Annotated in this window: 16 protein-coding genes; 6 read left to right on the top strand and 10 right to left on the bottom strand. The window is 41.7% G+C overall.

All coding sequences use genetic code 11. The annotated features are described in order from the left end of the window. Positions 1-5 precede the first annotated feature (5 nt). The 7 genes from phhA to pspA all read right to left on the bottom strand — a co-directional run bounded on the left by phhA (position 6) and on the right by pspA (position 6304). A complete protein-coding gene (phhA, locus tag ACXAC4_RS12675; RefSeq protein ID WP_058030708.1) occupies positions 6-803 on the bottom strand; it encodes a phenylalanine 4-monooxygenase in 798 nt (265 codons plus the stop codon). Between the two features lie 220 nt (positions 804-1023). Next, entirely contained in the window at positions 1024-2202 is a 1179-nt protein-coding gene (gene megL / locus ACXAC4_RS12680) for a methionine gamma-lyase (protein ID WP_475162139.1), read from the bottom strand. Between the two features lie 138 nt (positions 2203-2340). Next, a complete protein-coding gene (locus ACXAC4_RS12685) occupies positions 2341-3366 on the bottom strand; it encodes a TIGR01620 family protein (protein WP_475162142.1) in 1026 nt (341 codons plus the stop codon). Beyond that, entirely contained in the window at positions 3363-4766 is a 1404-nt protein-coding gene (locus ACXAC4_RS12690) for a YcjX family GTP-binding protein (RefSeq protein ID WP_475162144.1), read from the bottom strand. The genes ACXAC4_RS12685 and ACXAC4_RS12690 overlap by 4 nt, the downstream gene beginning before the upstream one ends. 179 nt (positions 4767-4945) lie before the next feature. Next, a complete protein-coding gene (pspC, locus tag ACXAC4_RS12695) occupies positions 4946-5350 on the bottom strand; it encodes an envelope stress response membrane protein PspC (protein WP_058030712.1) in 405 nt (134 codons plus the stop codon). Continuing rightward, positions 5347-5580 (bottom strand): envelope stress response membrane protein PspB, encoded by a 234-nt coding sequence (pspB, locus tag ACXAC4_RS12700; protein ID WP_138484102.1) that lies wholly within the window; start codon positions 5578-5580, stop codon positions 5347-5349. The genes pspC and pspB overlap by 4 nt, the downstream gene beginning before the upstream one ends. Positions 5581-5641: 61 nt before the next feature. After that, entirely contained in the window at positions 5642-6304 is a 663-nt protein-coding gene (gene pspA, locus ACXAC4_RS12705; protein WP_349285637.1) for a phage shock protein PspA, read from the bottom strand. Positions 6305-6488: 184 nt separating this feature from the next. Here pspA and pspF point away from each other — a divergent pair, with 184 nt between their 5' ends. The 6 genes from pspF to ACXAC4_RS12735 are packed head-to-tail and all read left to right on the top strand — an operon-like array spanning position 6489 to position 12852. Continuing rightward, positions 6489-7577 (top strand): phage shock protein operon transcriptional activator, encoded by a 1089-nt coding sequence (pspF, locus tag ACXAC4_RS12710; protein WP_475162149.1) that lies wholly within the window; start codon positions 6489-6491, stop codon positions 7575-7577. A gap of 3 nt (positions 7578-7580) precedes the next feature. Continuing rightward, positions 7581-9188, top strand: coding sequence for an ABC transporter substrate-binding protein (locus ACXAC4_RS12715; RefSeq protein ID WP_475162151.1), 1608 nt, complete (start codon positions 7581-7583; stop codon positions 9186-9188). Next, complete coding sequence (locus ACXAC4_RS12720; RefSeq protein WP_475162156.1) at positions 9188-10219, top strand: ABC transporter permease; 1032 nt, start codon at positions 9188-9190, stop codon at positions 10217-10219. The genes ACXAC4_RS12715 and ACXAC4_RS12720 overlap by 1 nt, the downstream gene beginning before the upstream one ends. Next, a complete protein-coding gene (locus ACXAC4_RS12725; protein WP_130255298.1) occupies positions 10206-11099 on the top strand; it encodes an ABC transporter permease subunit in 894 nt (297 codons plus the stop codon). The genes ACXAC4_RS12720 and ACXAC4_RS12725 overlap by 14 nt, the downstream gene beginning before the upstream one ends. Continuing rightward, on the top strand, positions 11099-12106 hold the full coding sequence (locus ACXAC4_RS12730) for a peptide ABC transporter ATP-binding protein (RefSeq protein WP_475162165.1): 1008 nt from the start codon (positions 11099-11101) through the stop codon (positions 12104-12106). The genes ACXAC4_RS12725 and ACXAC4_RS12730 overlap by 1 nt, the downstream gene beginning before the upstream one ends. Continuing rightward, on the top strand, positions 12091-12852 hold the full coding sequence (locus ACXAC4_RS12735; protein WP_475162167.1) for an ATP-binding cassette domain-containing protein: 762 nt from the start codon (positions 12091-12093) through the stop codon (positions 12850-12852). Before ACXAC4_RS12730 ends, ACXAC4_RS12735 begins: the two co-directional genes overlap by 16 nt. A gap of 42 nt (positions 12853-12894) precedes the next feature. Here ACXAC4_RS12735 and ACXAC4_RS12740 read toward each other — a convergent pair whose 3' ends face one another. From ACXAC4_RS12740 to hupB, 3 genes are all read right to left on the bottom strand, one after another. Beyond that, the gene (locus ACXAC4_RS12740) at positions 12895-13443 is read right to left on the bottom strand and encodes a YkvA family protein (protein WP_475162171.1); all 549 of its coding nucleotides are present in this window, start codon (positions 13441-13443) and stop codon (positions 12895-12897) included. 170 nt (positions 13444-13613) lie between these two features. Then, entirely contained in the window at positions 13614-15524 is a 1911-nt protein-coding gene (locus ACXAC4_RS12745; protein WP_475162176.1) for a SurA N-terminal domain-containing protein, read from the bottom strand. A 159-nt stretch (positions 15525-15683) separates the two neighbouring features. After that, the gene (gene hupB, locus ACXAC4_RS12750) at positions 15684-15956 is read right to left on the bottom strand and encodes a nucleoid-associated protein HU-beta (RefSeq protein ID WP_010371157.1); all 273 of its coding nucleotides are present in this window, start codon (positions 15954-15956) and stop codon (positions 15684-15686) included. Positions 15957-16018: the final 62 nt, after the last annotated feature.

A 16018-nucleotide genomic window follows, 5' to 3' on the forward strand; every position in this document is an offset into this window, starting at 1 on the left:
AATCCTTAACTTGCTAATTTTTCTTTAGGGGGAAACTTTGGCTCAAATAAGCCTAATTCTTTTGCTTCTTGTACCAACGCCATGATATCCATTTGTGAGATATCGAATAAGTCATTAATTGAATTAATTGTGTAGTACAACGGCTGCATAATATCAATGCGATATGGCGTACGTAGAACGTCTAACACTTCTAATTTATTGATTTCTGGCGTGCCTGAGTAAACATATTGTGTTTCACCCGGGCTTGAAAGCACACCACCGCCATAAATACGTAAACCGTCTTCAGTTTGCATTAAGCCAAACTCAACCGTGAACCAATACAAGCGTGCTAGATATACGCGGTCTTTCTTCTCAGCGGCATAGCCTAACTGGCCATATTTATGCGTAAACTCCGCAAATGCAGGGTTAGTTAACATGGCGCAGTGACCAAAAATCTCATGGAAGATATCTGGCTCTTGCAGATAATCAAACTCTTCACGAGAGCGAATAAAGGTTGCTACCGGGAACTTTTTGTTCGCCAATAGTCTGAAGAATTCATCAAAATCAATCAGTGCAGGTACAGGTTCTACTTGCCAGCCTGTTTCACGACCTAATGCTTCGTTTAACTCATGAAGCTGAGGAATACGGTCGTGCGGTAAATTTATTTTCTCAAGGCCTTCCATGTACTCGTTACATGCTTTGCCTTCAATACACTTTAATTGACGTGCAACCAACTCAGACCATATTTTATTTTCTTCTTCGGTCCAAGCGATGATGCCATTTGCATCAGGTTGCTTTGATACATATTTACTTGCTTTAGCCATAATAACCTTCGCTGTTAGTTCGCTCTAGCCCCAGCTTGAGCGCTTCAACTTGTTGACTTGATACTAGGGAAAAGTAAGCAAAAGATTAATAGATGAGATGTTTCAAGCAATCCTGAAAACTCGTTTTTTTGGAATCTTTTATTTACATCAATGTACACCAAACAAAACACCACACACAAAAAAGGGGCTTAAAAACCCCTACTGTACATTTTTAATTACACTAAATTTGCTTAAATGCCTGCTCTAGGTCAGCAATGATGTCGTTAACATCTTCTAAACCAACAGAAATTCGGATCAAACCATCTGAAATGCCCGCAGCTTCACGCTCTTCTTTGGTATACGGCGAGTGTGTCATTGAGGCTGGATGCTGAATAAGTGTTTCTGGATCGCCCAAACTGACCGCTAATGTACACAGCTCAGTCGCGTTAATAAAACTTTCACCTTGCTCTAGTGTGCCATCAATCTCAAAAGCAATCACACCACCTGCACCTTTCATCTGCTCGCCCAAGAATTTGTAACCAGGGTGAGAAGGTAAACCTGGGTAATACACTTCACTGACTTTAGGATGCGCATTTAAGAACTCAGCAACTTTTTGTGCACTTTGACAGTGCCTTTCAACACGTACAGCCAGTGTTTTTAAGCCTCGATTAATCAACCAAGCATCATGTGGACTGATGGTCGCACCAATGTCTTTTAAAACTGTAAGCTTTATCAGCTCTATGTGTTCTTGCGAACCACATACCGCACCTGCGACGACGTCACCATGGCCATTAAGGTATTTAGTTGCACTGTGGATCACAATATCTATGCCGAAATGTTTTGGCTTTTGTAGTAGCGGTGTCATAAAGGTGTTATCAACCACACTGATCAAACTGTGCTTTTTAGCAAACTGACCCAGCATAGCTAAATCAATCACCGTCATATTTGGGTTGATCGGCGTTTCAGCAAACACCATTTTGGTGTTTGGTTTCACAGCTGCATACAGCTCCGCTTCGTTGGTCATATCTACAAATGACACTTCAATGCCCCATTTAGGCAGCATGTGAGAAAAAAGCGCAAAACTACAACCATATAATGCGCTAGATGCAATTAAATGATCGCCTTGCTCTAAAAAGCTCAGCACTGATGCTGATACCGCCCCCATACCCGTTGCGGTTGCAGCAGCATCTTCCATCTCCTCGAGCTGAGCAAGCTTTTGTTCAAGTTCACGGGTGGTTGGGTTGCCCAAGCGGGTATAAATGTAACCCGCTTCTTCCCCCGCAAAACGTGCCGCACCTTGAGCAGCATCTTTAAACTGAAACGTTGAGGTTTGATAAAGTGGCGCGGTTAACGCGCCATGTGGGTCGTCAAAATGGACTGGGCTATGGATGCAATTGGTGTTGTCATGATACTTCGTCATTTTATTGCCTATGAATTTATTATTAGTCTGTTGATGAACTAATAAATAATCCAGCAAGTAAAATTCCACAAGCAAGCCAGATGTTAAGACGGCTAGACGAGCAAAACCCTCTAAAAATCGTACAGTTAAGTTGTCAGTTTAATCATTTTTAGACGTTTTGGTACGCTCTAATAAAGCAGATAAAATACCTTGTGCTGATTGCCCTAATAAGGATTGCTTTTGCTCTAGCTTAGGTAACGGTCGACATAACTCCATGGTTTTGTAGCCTAAGCGCGCTGTAAACACGCCTGCACTGAGGCCTTGTGCAGCTCGCGCTGACAACTTCCCCAGCAACTCAGCACCCAAGCTGGTCGCCGCTAAGTCAGATACCAATTCGGACGCACCAGCAAACAACATCTGTTTAACCAATTGCTTGTACAACATAATGCGACTGCGATACGCCAGTTTGATACCGTAGTGTTGGCTTATCTTTTCAATCAAGCTGATACCACGCCACAGCACCGAAAGCATATCAAGTAATGCCATCGGACTGAGAGACACCAAAAGCGCTGACGTTTTTGCATGTTGGTTAATGATTGCTTTTGCCTGCTCATCTTTACTGACCAGTAAGGTGGTTTGATATAACTGTAAAACTTCTTTGTCAGTATGGTGCGGTTTGAGGCAGGCTTTAAATTCTTTTACTTCTGCATCGGTATGTTGTTTTAGTAAGGGTTGTAGCCAGGTTTCTGCTTCACCAATTTGCGTGCTACTCATTAACCGAAGCGCATCATTTTGGCGCAGGTTTTGTTGTTTCAACGCTTTTAATGAAACCGCTTCCTTGAATAAGAATTTGCTCAGCACCAATAACGCAGAAGTCAGCACAAAGCCATAAAGCCCTGCTAGTAATATAGACTCTTGCATTGCCTCAATGATGGTGTAACCCGTTTCAACCATGATTAATAACAAAAAGCTAATGACGAAAATGCCTTTGAAATTGAAGCGACTGCTTTTAGGTTTAAATACTGGCTCTAACTCTTGTTCAAACTCACTGCTTCCATCAATGACATCTAGTTCTTCGACTATTTCAAAGCGCTTGCCTGTTTCTAACTCTTTTTGGGTCTCGCCGACATCACCGACATTAATACGTCTACCCGGTTTTAATTGAGCTGATTGATTGTCTGTCATTGCAATTTATCTCCAATTAAAAACTGTAGGGCATGATCTAAACGGGTATGGGTTAACTCGCCTTTGGTGCTTGGTAAAGGTGCGAATGAAATAAACTCGAAACCATGAGTTGGCCACTGACTTTGAGTAATAAAGTGGTTAGGCGGTTCTGGCGGCAAATAGGTGAGCCATTCATCTTCATTGAGTGGCTTACCGTAGATACAGTCTAAAGCTTTGTCGCCTTCTTTTATGCGCTTCGCCAAAGTGCTTTGCACCGATGACATCGCCATTGTTTCAATCTGCACGCCATTAAAACGCATATCGTTGGCTTGCTCGCCTACCAAATCATGCAATAATTGCGCTATGGCCACTTGCTGAGTGCCATTCACATGGTCGCACTTATTCGCAGCAAAAAGTACTTTATCAATTTTTGGCGAGAACAAGCGCTTAATTAAATTTGAACGGCCGTAATTAAATGATTGCAACACCGCTTGCAGCGTATGTTTTTGTTCAAGCAAAGACTGCGGGCCATCATTTAAGGCACTCATCACATCGACAAGTACCAACTGACGGTCAAATTCACAAAAATAGTTTTTATAAAAAGGTGTGATAACTTGCTTTTTATATGCCTCAAAGCGACTAGCTAAATGGCTATATTGACTATTTTCTTTGTCGTTACTCTCACGGCACGGGAAGAACAATAAGATGGGGGCATCTTCTAAATCGCCGGGGATTAATTGTCTTCCTGGTTGCAGATAAGCAAGTTGCGTCTGTGCTTTTAACTGCTTTAACGTTTGCGTGTAGAGATTAGATAGTTGTTTAAGCACTTGCTCATCAATATTTTCGTCACTATTGAATTGTTCAAGTTCAGTTAGAAATGGCCGCGCATATTCGCTGTACTCTGGCTTTTCAAGCAAGCTGAGCATTGACTCACTCCAGCTTGCATAATCTTGCTCAAGCATAGGCAAATCAATTAACCACTCTCCCGGATAATCAATCAATTCTAAATAGAGGGTACTTTGCGGCGAAACATGTTGCTTTAAGCCATGCTTGGTTTCGTATCGAATAGCAATCGTTAAAGTATTAATACGCTTTGTCGATTCAGGCCAATTGGGTTCAGAATTAAGTAAGCAATTAATGGCACTAGGGTAATCAAAAGTAGGAATGTCTAACGCGGACTGCGGCACTTGTTTAGCTGCAATCAGGCGGTCATCCTTTACGACATCAAAAAAAGGTAAATTCTGTTTGTTGGTTTGTGTGGTTAAATGTTTTACGAGTGCTGTTATAAATGCTGTCTTACCACTACCACTTAAACCAGTAACGGCCAACTTTACATGTTGATCAAGGCTACGATGGAGGGTCTTTTGGGCTTTTTGTTTGAGTTTATCAAGGTTCGCGTGGCTGAATAAATTCGGACTCATTATAACAGTGTCACTCCCTGTTAGAGAAAGCGTGCGGCCTACACTAAAATTTAGCCGCACTCGCTTGAAGATGATGGATATACCAATTTTATTGATTAAATGTCCTTTCTAATGAACTAGATAGTCCCTTAACTTTTTATCTGCCGCAATGAGCGAACAAACCTTCAATGCAATTGGTATTACAGCTTATTGATTTCACGTGACACAGTAAACTCACTTGATGTCACATAAGTTTCCATATTTTGAATACGACCGTCTAAACGGGTTAAGCGATCTTTTAAGTCGAATAGCGCCTGACGAGGTGGTTCGCCCTTTTGCCATACTTTAAACTTCACTGAGATTGGATCAATCTCATCAAATTTGCCCGCATTTTGTGACATGCTCGGCTCTTTTTTATCGAGAATAAACCAACAGGCTATATACACAACGACAAATAAAGGACCACCAGATAACAATACAGCTGTGATAAACAGGATACGAACCAGCCACAATTCCATGTTGAAGTAATCACTTAGACCTGCACATACACCTGCTATTTTTCCACGCTTTGGATCTCGATACAGTTCTTTCTTTAGATTGTTCATACCTTACGTCTCCACTGTGGTGACTCCTGATCTAATAATGCTTCAAGGGTCTCAACGCGTTCAGCCATTTTCTCCGCTTTATTAGCCAGCTCTAACAGTTGGCGGTGTTCGTGCTCGCTCAAACCTTGGCTTACCTGTTTCTTACTGCGATAGTGAAGAATGAGCCAAAGCGGGGCAACAATCACCATAAAAATAATAATCGGGGCAACTAAAACTTCTAAATCCATCATCAATACTCCTATAACTCAACCTGTTGTGTCAGTGCCTGCCTAGGCAGGCACTTATTAACTTTTATTCTTTGTTTGCTAACTTTTTCTTTAAAGCAGCTAGCTCGTCATCAACTTGCTCATTTTTTTGTAAATCAGCAATTTCATCTGATAGTGACTTTTTACCTAAATCATAAGCTTCTACTTGTGATTCTAGACCATCGATCTTGCTTTCGTAGCGCTCGAAACGATTAAGTGCATCTTCAACTTTTGAGCTATCTAATGCTTTTTTCACTTCTAAACGAGACTCAGCTGAACGCTGGCGTAACACAATGGCTTTTTGTCTCGCTTTCGCATCAGCTAGCTTATCTTGAAGTGTTGCAACTTCTTGCTGTAACTTCTCAATATGAGACTCTACATGCTCAAGTTCTTTTTCAACACTTGCTGCCGCATCTGATGATTTTTGTCTTTCAAGTAGTGCTGCACGTGCTAGGTCTTCACGATCTTTAACCAGTGCTAGCTCAGCCTTTTCTTGCCATTGTTGTGCTTCTTGATTTAGTTGCTCAACACGACGTGCTAATTCTTTCTTCTCAGCCAGTGTTTTAGCTGAAGTAGAGCGAACCTCTACTAATGTGTCTTCCATTTCTTGAATGATGAGGCGAACCATTTTTTCTGGATCTTCTGCTTTATCAAGGATGGCATTGATATTTGAATTAACAATGTCTGCAAAACGTGAGAAAATTCCCATAATCTTTACCTCTTCGGTTACTCAATTAATTTAACTGAGTAAGTAGTATCAAATTGCTTGCCAACTTTCACAGCAAATAAAAACAATAAAAATCAATACCTTATTAAATTTCAAAAACTTCTTTTTTTCAAGCTTTTTTTAAAATACACTAATAGTTAGCAAAAATAACTAAGAGTTAGGCAATATGAGTCAGTTTCGCCAACAGGATAATTTACTTGGCCAATCAGACAGCTTTTTAGCTGTGCTAGACAAGGTTTCACAACTTGCTCCACTAGACAAACCCGTACTAATCATCGGTGAACGAGGAACAGGTAAAGAACTTATTGCAGCCCGCCTTCATTATTTATCTGAACGTTGGGACCAAAACTACGTTAAGTTAAACTGTGCGGCCCTTAATGAGAATTTACTTGAGAGTGAATTATTCGGTCATGAAAGCGGTGCCTTTACTGGCGCAAGTAAACGCCATGAAGGCCGATTCGAGCGCGCCAATGGCGGTACATTATTTTTAGATGAGCTAGCAAACACCTCTGCCATGGTACAAGAAAAGCTTCTGCGTGTTATTGAATATGGTGAGTTTGAACGTGTCGGTGGTAAAAGTACCGTTAAAGTAGACACACGATTAGTGTGTGCAACTAATGAAGATTTACCCACTTTAGCTGATAATGGTGAATTTCGTCACGATTTATTAGACCGCCTCGCATTTGATGTCATCACACTGCCACCTCTTCGTGCAAGAAGGGAGGACATCGTCTTACTGGCTGAGCAATTTGCCATAAACATGGCCCGAGATCTTGATTGGGCACTGTTCAGTGGCTTTACAAAAAAAGCCATGGACAAGCTATTAGATTACGATTGGCCAGGTAACATTCGTGAATTAAAAAATGTGGTTGAACGAAGCTTATACCGACATGGTAGCGAGCAACTGCCTGTTCATGAAATTATATTCGACCCATTTGAAAGCCCATATCGTCCTGCTCAGCGTATTAAAGCACCTACAAATATTGAACGCGCCCCTGAAGTAACAACCCCTGCAACGGCTGAAATCTCCACAGCTACAGTTATTGAGCAAACTAAACAAGCTAAGAATAATTTTTCATTCCCATGCGATTTGAAAACACTGTCAAACGACTATGAAATTGAACTGCTGAAGAAAGCGTTAGAACATAGTCAATTTAACCAAAAGAAGACTGCACAAATGCTCAGTTTAACGTATCATCAATTGAGAGGTTATCTGAAAAAATACAATCTGTTAGATCAGAAACAAGAGGCTTAAATCGTGCGAATACTGCTGCTGGGCACGCTGTGTACTTTGCTACTGGGCTGTATAGATAAGCCTAATGTGAAGTTAAATGAAAAAAACCAAGGGTTAGTTTATTGTGCTGAAGCCAACCCTATGACATTTAACCCACAAGTCACAACGACCGGGTCAACCATAGATCTCATTGCAAACCAGCTGTATGACCGCTTAATCAGCATCGATCCTGACACTGCAGAGTTTAAACCTGAGCTTGCAGAATCTTGGGGGGTGTCAGATGATGGCACAACCATCACCTTTTATTTACGAAAAGGCGTGCGATTTCATCACACTGATTACTTCACGCCTAGTCGAGAAATGACCGCCGATGACGTGGTGTTTTCTTTTGACCGCTTATTCAATGTGTATAACCCCTATCACTTTGTTGGCGATGCGACTTACCCCTATTTTCAAAGTGTCGGTTTAGATCAGCTGATACAAGAGATTATCAAAGTCGATGATTACACAGTGCAGTTTAAACTGTTTAATGCTGAAAGCAGCTTTTTATCAAACTTAGCAACTGACTTTGCCGTGATTACCTCTAAAGAGTACGCAGACATTCTTGCGGCCGCTGAAAATAAATCTCAGTTTGATAATAAACCGATAGGCACAGGCCCTTATAAATATAAGCAATACCTTCGAGATAATTTGGTCCGTTACCATAAGAATGAGACTTATTGGAAACATCCAGTTGCTATGTCGCAATTGGTGTTCGATATCACAACCAATAATACCAGCCGTATTGCCAAGATGTTGACGAAAGAATGTGATGTCACCGCGCATCCAAGTGCTTCACAATTGGCGGTGTTAAGCAAACGTGCTGATATAACCGTAGATAAAGCTGAAAACCTAAATATTGGCTATTGGGCTTTCAATACCGAAAAAGAGCCTTTTGATAATTCTCTTGTCCGTAAGGCACTCGCCCACTCTGTTGATTTCAATAAAATTCTACAAGCTGTTTTTTATGGTAATGGCCAAATTGCAAAATCTTATTTGCCACCTGCTTCTTGGGCGTTTGCTGAACAAGAGAGTATGCCAACCTATAACCCGACTTTAGCAAGAAAATACCTTGATATGGCTGGCTACGAAGAAGGCTTTGAAATGACTATTTGGGCAATGCCGGTATCTAGAATTTATAACCCCAATGCGCGCAAAATGGCAGAGCTTATTCAGAGCGATTTAAAACAAATTGGCGTGACAGCGAAAATAGTCGAGTACGAGTGGAATACATTTATTGAACGTATTGGTAAACATGAGCATGACAGTGTATTACTCGGCTGGGTTGCTGATACGCCAGACCCTGATAACTTTTTTAGTCCACTATTGAGTTGTACAGCGACTTTCAGCGATAAAAACCCAGCGAATTGGTGTAATCCAGAATTTGACTTACTACTGACTAAAGCGCTCGACACAACAGATATCGAAGAAAGAAAAGCATTTTATGCCCAAGCTCAAGCCATGATCATTGACCAGCTCCCGCTTGTGCCAATTGCTCACGGCATGCGCTTTCAGGCTTCAAACAAAGAGGTTAAAGGCATCGACTTGAAGCCATTTGGTGGGATCTCTTTAGCAAATGCAAGGAAACAGTAATGCGCGAGTATTTATTCAGACGACTAAGCCTTTTACTGTTCATGCTGCTTACTCTGACTGCATTTACTTTTTCTTTGAACTATTTGTTTCCGGGTGATGTGCTTACAAATCTCAGTGGCCAAGTAAATAGTAGTTATGCGCAGTCACAAGCATTGGCCGATAAATACCAGTTAGAAGAGAACATCATTGTGCAGTATGGTGCGTTTCTAGGCCGCATCGTTGATGGCGACTGGGGCTACTCTCTATCATCTGGACAGCCCGTTTTTGAACATATTTTGTTGCTCTTTCCTGCAACGATTGAACTATGTGTTTATGCACTCGTTGTTGCAATTGTGTTCGGTATTCCAGCAGGTGTCATTGCCGCAGTTTTTCACAAACGATGGCCTGATAAAGTCATTAACTCACTCACCTTAATGGGCTTTTCTATTCCCATATTCTGGTTAGCTTTATTGCTTATTATGGTGTTTTGCTTGGGGTTAGGTTTATTCCCCATGTCTGGAAGAATTGGCCTACTTTATGAAATTGAGCCTTATAGCCACTTTATATTGGTCGACATTATCGCGCAGGGCTTTCCATACGGTGGCTTTGCATTCATTGACGCATTAAAGCACTTAGCATTGCCAACCATTGTACTCGCTATGTATCCGACAACAGTGTTAATTCGATTTACTCGCGACTCAATGCTCAATGTACTTGAGCAAAACTATATTAAAACTGCTCGCGCTAAAGGCTTAAACCGTCGTCAGTTGATTTTGCATCATGCGCTTAGAAATGCACTTCTGCCTGTGATTAAGCAAATCGGTTTACAGTTTAGCACTTTGTTGACACTTGCCATGATCACCGAAGTAATATTCTCTTGGCCGGGTGTTGGTCGCTGGCTGATTGAAAGTATTTATCAACGAGATTACCCAGCGATCCAAGGTGGTTTATTAGCTGTGTCTGTGTTTGTTATTTTCGCCAATATGTTTGCTGAATTTAGCCATACCGTGTTAAACCCTATTTCTAGGAATCAAGCGCATGGCAAAATTTAAATTATTTAGTGAAGAGTCGAACCGCTCGCCCCTTTCTCGTTTATGGAAGAAGTTCAAGGCTAACCACCCTGCGCTTGTTGGCTTGTGGATTTTTATTGCACTTACTTTATTAGCGCTGTTCGCGCCACTTATTTCGCCTTACAGCATAAATCAGCAACATGCTGATGCACTCTTACTCCCGCCTTCATGGCATGATGCCGGTGATGTAAGATTTATACTTGGCACGGATGATCTTGGCCGAGATATTCTGTCTAGGCTGATGAACGGAGCTACTTTCACTTTTGGTTTATCTATCATTGCAGCTTTAATTACCACCGCTTTAGGTGTCATTATTGGCTCGCTAGCAGGTATGAGTAAAGGTATCCGCTCAAGCTTTTTTAATCACTTGCTCGACATCACTTTGTCTATTCCCTCATTATTATTAGCTATTATCATCATCGCTATCTTAGGGCCTGGTTTGCTCAATACAGTGTGGGCGATCATTTTAGCCCTGCTTCCTCAATACGTGCATTCAATCCGAAATTTAGTGGTAGAAGAGCTGAGTAAAGATTACATCAGTGCTTTTCGCTTAGATGGTGCCAGTAAATGGAAAATACTGGTTCGAGGCGTATTCCCTAATATTTATGAGCATATTGTGGTTATTTTCACCATGGCACTTTCAACGGCTATCTTGGACATTGCAGCGCTGGGTTTTCTCAAATTAGGGGCTCAGCCACCGACGACTGAATGGGGCGCTATTTTGGCTGAAAACCTCGGTCTAATTTACCTGGCCCCATGGACTGTTGGTTTACCAGGTGTGCTATTATTTATCGCAGTTTTATCGACGAACCTTGTAGGTGATGGTTTGAGACAAGTATTGAAAGATCGTAAGGCTGACTGATGCATTTACTCGACATCAAAAACTTAACCATAGAGCTACCTACCGAAAATGGCGTTATTCGCGCGGTTGATAAAGTGAATTTGAGCTTAAAAGAAGGCGAAGTGCATGCGCTGGTTGGCGAGTCAGGCTCTGGCAAAAGCTTAATTGCAAAGGCCATTGTCGGGGTTTTAAATAAACGCTGGCGTGTCACAGCCGATAGGATGCATTGGCAAGGGGTCGACTTAATGCGCTTGCCGCCGGAAAAACGTCGAAAACTAGTCAGCCAAGATATTGCGATGATCTATCAAGAGCCGAGTAGAAGCCTTGACCCAACTGCAAAAATATTTGAACAAGTCTCAGAGTCAATCCCAGAAGAGTCGTTAAGTGGTAACTTTTTAGTGCGCAGACAACTAAGAAAAAAACGCGTCAAAGCGCTACTACATAAAGTGGGGATCAAAGACGATAAGCGTGTTGCTGATAGCTACCCTCATGAGCTTTCAGAAGGGATTTGCCAAAAAGTCATGATAGCCATGGCCATTGCTCGAAACCCAAAGCTGTTAATTGCTGATGAACCGACTACGGCACTTGAAAGCACCACAAGAGCTCAGGTTTTTAGGCTATTAAAAAGTCTCAATCAACTCAAGAATATGTCTGTATTGATGATTTCTCATGAACTCGAAGAAATCACCGCTTGGTCTCACGCTATGCATGTATTGTACTGTGGTCAGATGGTTGAGGCTGGGCCCACAGAAAAAGTATTTAATGCCCCGCTACACCCTTATACGCAAGCCTTAGTAAAAAGTTTACCTGATTACGCACAGGGGCTTGCCCATAAAGAGAGTTTTTATGCGCTTAAAGGCACTATCCCACCATTGCAGCACTTACCCATAGGTTGCCGCTTAGGGCCTAGGTGCCCACAAGCGCAAAAGCAGTGTGTAGTCACGCCCAAGCAAAAAAAATCACATGGCCATACTTATGCTTGTCACTTCCCTTTATTAAAGGAAGATAAAAAATGCAACCCATCTTAAAAGTTCAGTCTTTGCATAAGACCTATCGCGTTAGAGTCGGATTACTCAAAAGAAAAAATGTACCGGTATTGACCGATATATCCTTTTGTTTAGGTAAGGGTGAAACCATCGCCGTTATAGGTGAAACTGGCGCAGGTAAAAGCACTTTGGCAAAACTATTAGCCGGTGCAGAGCAAGCCGAAACAGGACAAATTTTACTAGATGGGACAACCATAGAAGACGATGGCGTTAGGCAAGCTCACTGTCGCCATATTCGTATGATTTTCCAAGATCCAACCCGCTCTCTCAACCCAGGTCTTACAATCGGTGAAATACTCGATGACTGCTTGAGTTACAACACAGAGTTAACTCACAAACAACGAGATAAAAAAATCGCCCATGTTTTAATTCGAGTTGGTTTGCTTGAAGAGCACTACCATTACTATCCGCACATGTTTAGTGGGGGGCAGTTACAGCGTGTTGCGCTTGCTAGAGCACTTATTTTAGATCCTAAGGTTTTGGTACTCGATGAAGCCTTATCGTCGCTAGACCCATCTGTTAGGGCGCAAACAGTCAATCTCTTGTTAGCATTACAGAGAGAAACTGGCTTGAGCTATGTTCTGATCACACATCATTTAAGCTTAGTTAAACACATGAGTGATAGCTTGTTGGTACTTAACAAAGGCAAGGTGGTTGAATACGGAAAAACCGCTCAAGTATTTGCTCAACCCAAATCTAAGGTAATGAAAAGGCTGCTTAACGTGTAAGCAGCCTTTTTGAAATTTATGTCTGTTATTAAGTAAACAGAATTACATGATGCGAGAAAATAGGCGAGATTTACGGCCTTGACGTTGTCGGCGCATGTTAGAGCGGATCTGAGCACGCGTACCAGCCAACCAGCTCTCACGGTCAACTTTTGCATCTTCACCTCGGCGAGACTCCTCAGTCGCTCTGAAGCTACAGAATTCTGAATATGCTTTAAGATCTAGAGACATATCTTGTAAAACAAGTTCAATCATAATCGCATCATCGATATAACCTAGGCCAGGAATATGATCAGGTACTACATCTTCAGGCTCGCTGAAGTATGCTAGTGAAGCGATAATGTCTTTTCTTTCTTCTTCTGGGATCTGCCATTCTGTATCTTGAACTGCATCAATTAACGTCGCCAAAGACGCCATTCTTGTGCGAACAAATTCTGGCAGTTCACTCTTTTCCATCTCATCAACTAGCTGTTGCGCTTTGGTTAAGATTTCGCTTTCTGTGTAGTGTGAAGTTTTACTGATAACTTTGTCCATCATGCTCTTAAAATGCGCTAAATCTGCATCTGATAGTTCAAAGTTGATTTCAATTGCCATGTTCCCAGCTCCCTGAGTATTTATTGTTTGTAGATATTACTCTAACCATAGAGCAATGGGGATTTATGTCAATAATAGAGCGTACAAAAACCCGGCAAACTTGCTATTGTTTTGTAAATTAAAATAAAAAAAGCGCCATAAAGGCGCTTTTCTGTTTATGAAATATTTACTTAATTTTCTTCAGTAACTTGAACTGTTGGGCGAACGACCTCAGCTTTTGATTCAAGAGCAGAAACAAACGCTAAGTAGTTTTTATTTATCGCCGACATGGTAATACCCTGCTTTTGCTGTGCATCTAATTCAGCCGTAATGTCAGGGGTAGTTACTGAGTTCAATTGAACTAGTGCTGCATCACCGTTATTTAACGTGACTAAGCTTTCCACTTTGCCGCCTTCCGATGGATGAGGTAAAGCAAATACCTCTTTCACGATAGCAGGCGCAACAGAGTAAGATTGACGTTGCAGGGCTGCCTCAGTGCTAACCTCAGTCGCTTCTGCTGTCGCAATCTCTTGTAACGCTTTGCCTGCTTTAAATTCAGTAAATAAGTTTTCTGAATATTCAGCAAGTAACGATGATGCTTTTTCGTTTGTTAAAGTCGATACAATTTGTTCTTTTACTGCTTCAAGCGGCTTAGTTGCAGCAGCAACGTGCTCTGTCACACGCACAACCACAAAATGCTCAGGTGCCACTTCTAACACTTCAGAGTTCACTTTGTCTTCAAGTAACTCTGGTGTAAAGATAGTGGATGAAACAGCTGGTGAATTTAAAGGTGCAGGTAACATCATACGACTAACTAGTTCAGTTGTTTTCAACTCAACACCTGCAGCAAGTGATGCATCTTCTAAAGTATCAGCAACTTCGAACGCAAGTTCAGCCACTTCTGTTTGCTTTTGATAGAACACATCTAGCTTCGCGTTCTTTTCAAGTTCTGCTCTTAGTTCAGCGGCAACTTCTTCAAACGGTTTCTCAACTTGCGCTTGTAAATCTGTCAATTTAATAATGTGATAACCAAACTCAGTTGCAACAACATCAGTAAAGTCACCGATGTTTGCCAATGCAAATGCTGCGTCTTCAAACGCAGGTTCCATTACATCACGTTCAATCCAATCAAGGTCACCGCCAAGTTCAGCACTGACGATGTCATCAGACTTTTCTTCAGCTAAGGTCGCAAAATCTGCGCCCGCTTTTAATTCAGCTAAGATAGCGTTAGCTTTTTCTTTTGCTGCAGCATCATCTTCGCTGTTATCGATAAGAATGTGCGCAACACGACGCTTTTCTTCTTCTAAATACTGTGACTTACTTTCTTCATAGTAAGCGCGTACATCTTCATCAGTCACTGGCGTATCTAAAGTAATATCATCAGCTTTTAATTCTAAATACTGAACAGCAACTTGCTCTGGCGCCATAAATTGTTGCTGATTCAGCTGATAATAATCATTCACTTCTTCATCAGATACCGACACTTGAGACTTCATTTTCTCTTTTGTCAGAACCACATAATCGATGTTTCGTGTTTGTTGTTGCAGTGCTGCTGTTTGCTGTAATTCGCTTGGCAACACAAAATCAGAACCAGCAACAGCAGAAACCAGTTGTGTACGTGTCATTTCTTCACGTAGAAACTCTCTGAATGTGTCTGGTTGGAAGTTCATCTGACGGATCGCACGTAGGTAAGCGTCATTGTTAAACTGACCTGCGACTTGGAAATAAGGCATTTCAACAATCGCTTGCTTCACTTGCTCGTCACTGACACGTAAGCCTAACTGAAGCGCAAGTTGGTTTTGTAATTCTTGTTGTACCAAACGGTCAATCACGCCATTGCGGATCTGTGCCATGTAGTTTGGGTCAGCTGCAATTTGCGCAAAGTATTCACCAAACTGTTGTTCAAGACGCGCACGCTCATTTTCAAAAGCACGTGAGAACTCAGTTTGACTAATTTGAACTCCATTAACTTCTGCGACAGGTTGCTCTGTGGTTTGACCTAGGTAACCACCTATCCCTGCTAACGCAAAAGACAGGATAACTAAGCCAAGGATAATTTTGGCTGCAAGGCCCTGTGAGCCTTCTCTGATCTTTTCTAGCATTGTTGTTTCTCTTATCTAAGCCAAAGCACGCACGCGCTTTGATTTTTAGCTATTGTAAAAAAAGCGTATCTTAACAGATACGCTTTTTTACTTGAAGCTGCACGAGACTGACTTAGCGTTATAAACGTGAATCAGTGTAAAGCCTCGTCACTAATTTAATTAGTTTACTGCGTCTTTCAGTGCTTTACCCGCTTTGAAAGAAGGAATGTTCGCAGCTGCGATTTGGATAGTTTCACCAGTCTGTGGGTTACGGCCTGAACGTGCAGCACGCTCACGTACAGAAAAAGTACCGAAACCAACTAATGCTACAGAATCGCCATCTTTTAACGCACCAGTAACTGACTCGATGAATGAATCTAGCGCACGACCTGCCGCTGCTTTAGAGATGTCAGCATCAGCTGCGATTTGATCGATTAATTGAGATTTATTCACAATATCATCCTCTTACATTGTTATTATCAAAAGCGAGAGCATTTTTTGATAACTACCACTTT

The sequence above is a fragment of the Pseudoalteromonas sp. AWM4_233 genome, assembly GCF_056158285.1.

What these genes read in the sequence shown, in the direction of transcription:
- phhA (WP_058030708.1), bottom strand. Translation starts at nt 803, where the DNA reads ATGGCTAAAGCAAGTAAATATGTATCAAAGCAACCTGATGCAAATGGC.
- megL (WP_475162139.1), bottom strand. Translation starts at nt 2,202, where the DNA reads ATGACGAAGTATCATGACAACACCAATTGCATCCATAGCCCAGTCCAT.
- ACXAC4_RS12685 (WP_475162142.1), bottom strand. Translation starts at nt 3,366, where the DNA reads ATGACAGACAATCAATCAGCTCAATTAAAACCGGGTAGACGTATTAAT.
- ACXAC4_RS12690 (WP_475162144.1), bottom strand. Translation starts at nt 4,766, where the DNA reads ATGAGTCCGAATTTATTCAGCCACGCGAACCTTGATAAACTCAAACAA.
- pspC (WP_058030712.1), bottom strand. Translation starts at nt 5,350, where the DNA reads ATGAACAATCTAAAGAAAGAACTGTATCGAGATCCAAAGCGTGGAAAA.
- pspB (WP_138484102.1), bottom strand. Translation starts at nt 5,580, where the DNA reads ATGATGGATTTAGAAGTTTTAGTTGCCCCGATTATTATTTTTATGGTG.
- pspA (WP_349285637.1), bottom strand. Translation starts at nt 6,304, where the DNA reads ATGGGAATTTTCTCACGTTTTGCAGACATTGTTAATTCAAATATCAAT.
- pspF (WP_475162149.1), top strand. Translation starts at nt 6,489, where the DNA reads ATGAGTCAGTTTCGCCAACAGGATAATTTACTTGGCCAATCAGACAGC.
- ACXAC4_RS12720 (WP_475162156.1), top strand. Translation starts at nt 9,188, where the DNA reads ATGCGCGAGTATTTATTCAGACGACTAAGCCTTTTACTGTTCATGCTG.
- ACXAC4_RS12725 (WP_130255298.1), top strand. Translation starts at nt 10,206, where the DNA reads ATGGCAAAATTTAAATTATTTAGTGAAGAGTCGAACCGCTCGCCCCTT.
- ACXAC4_RS12730 (WP_475162165.1), top strand. Translation starts at nt 11,099, where the DNA reads ATGCATTTACTCGACATCAAAAACTTAACCATAGAGCTACCTACCGAA.
- ACXAC4_RS12735 (WP_475162167.1), top strand. Translation starts at nt 12,091, where the DNA reads ATGCAACCCATCTTAAAAGTTCAGTCTTTGCATAAGACCTATCGCGTT.
- ACXAC4_RS12740 (WP_475162171.1), bottom strand. Translation starts at nt 13,443, where the DNA reads ATGGCAATTGAAATCAACTTTGAACTATCAGATGCAGATTTAGCGCAT.
- ACXAC4_RS12745 (WP_475162176.1), bottom strand. Translation starts at nt 15,524, where the DNA reads ATGCTAGAAAAGATCAGAGAAGGCTCACAGGGCCTTGCAGCCAAAATT.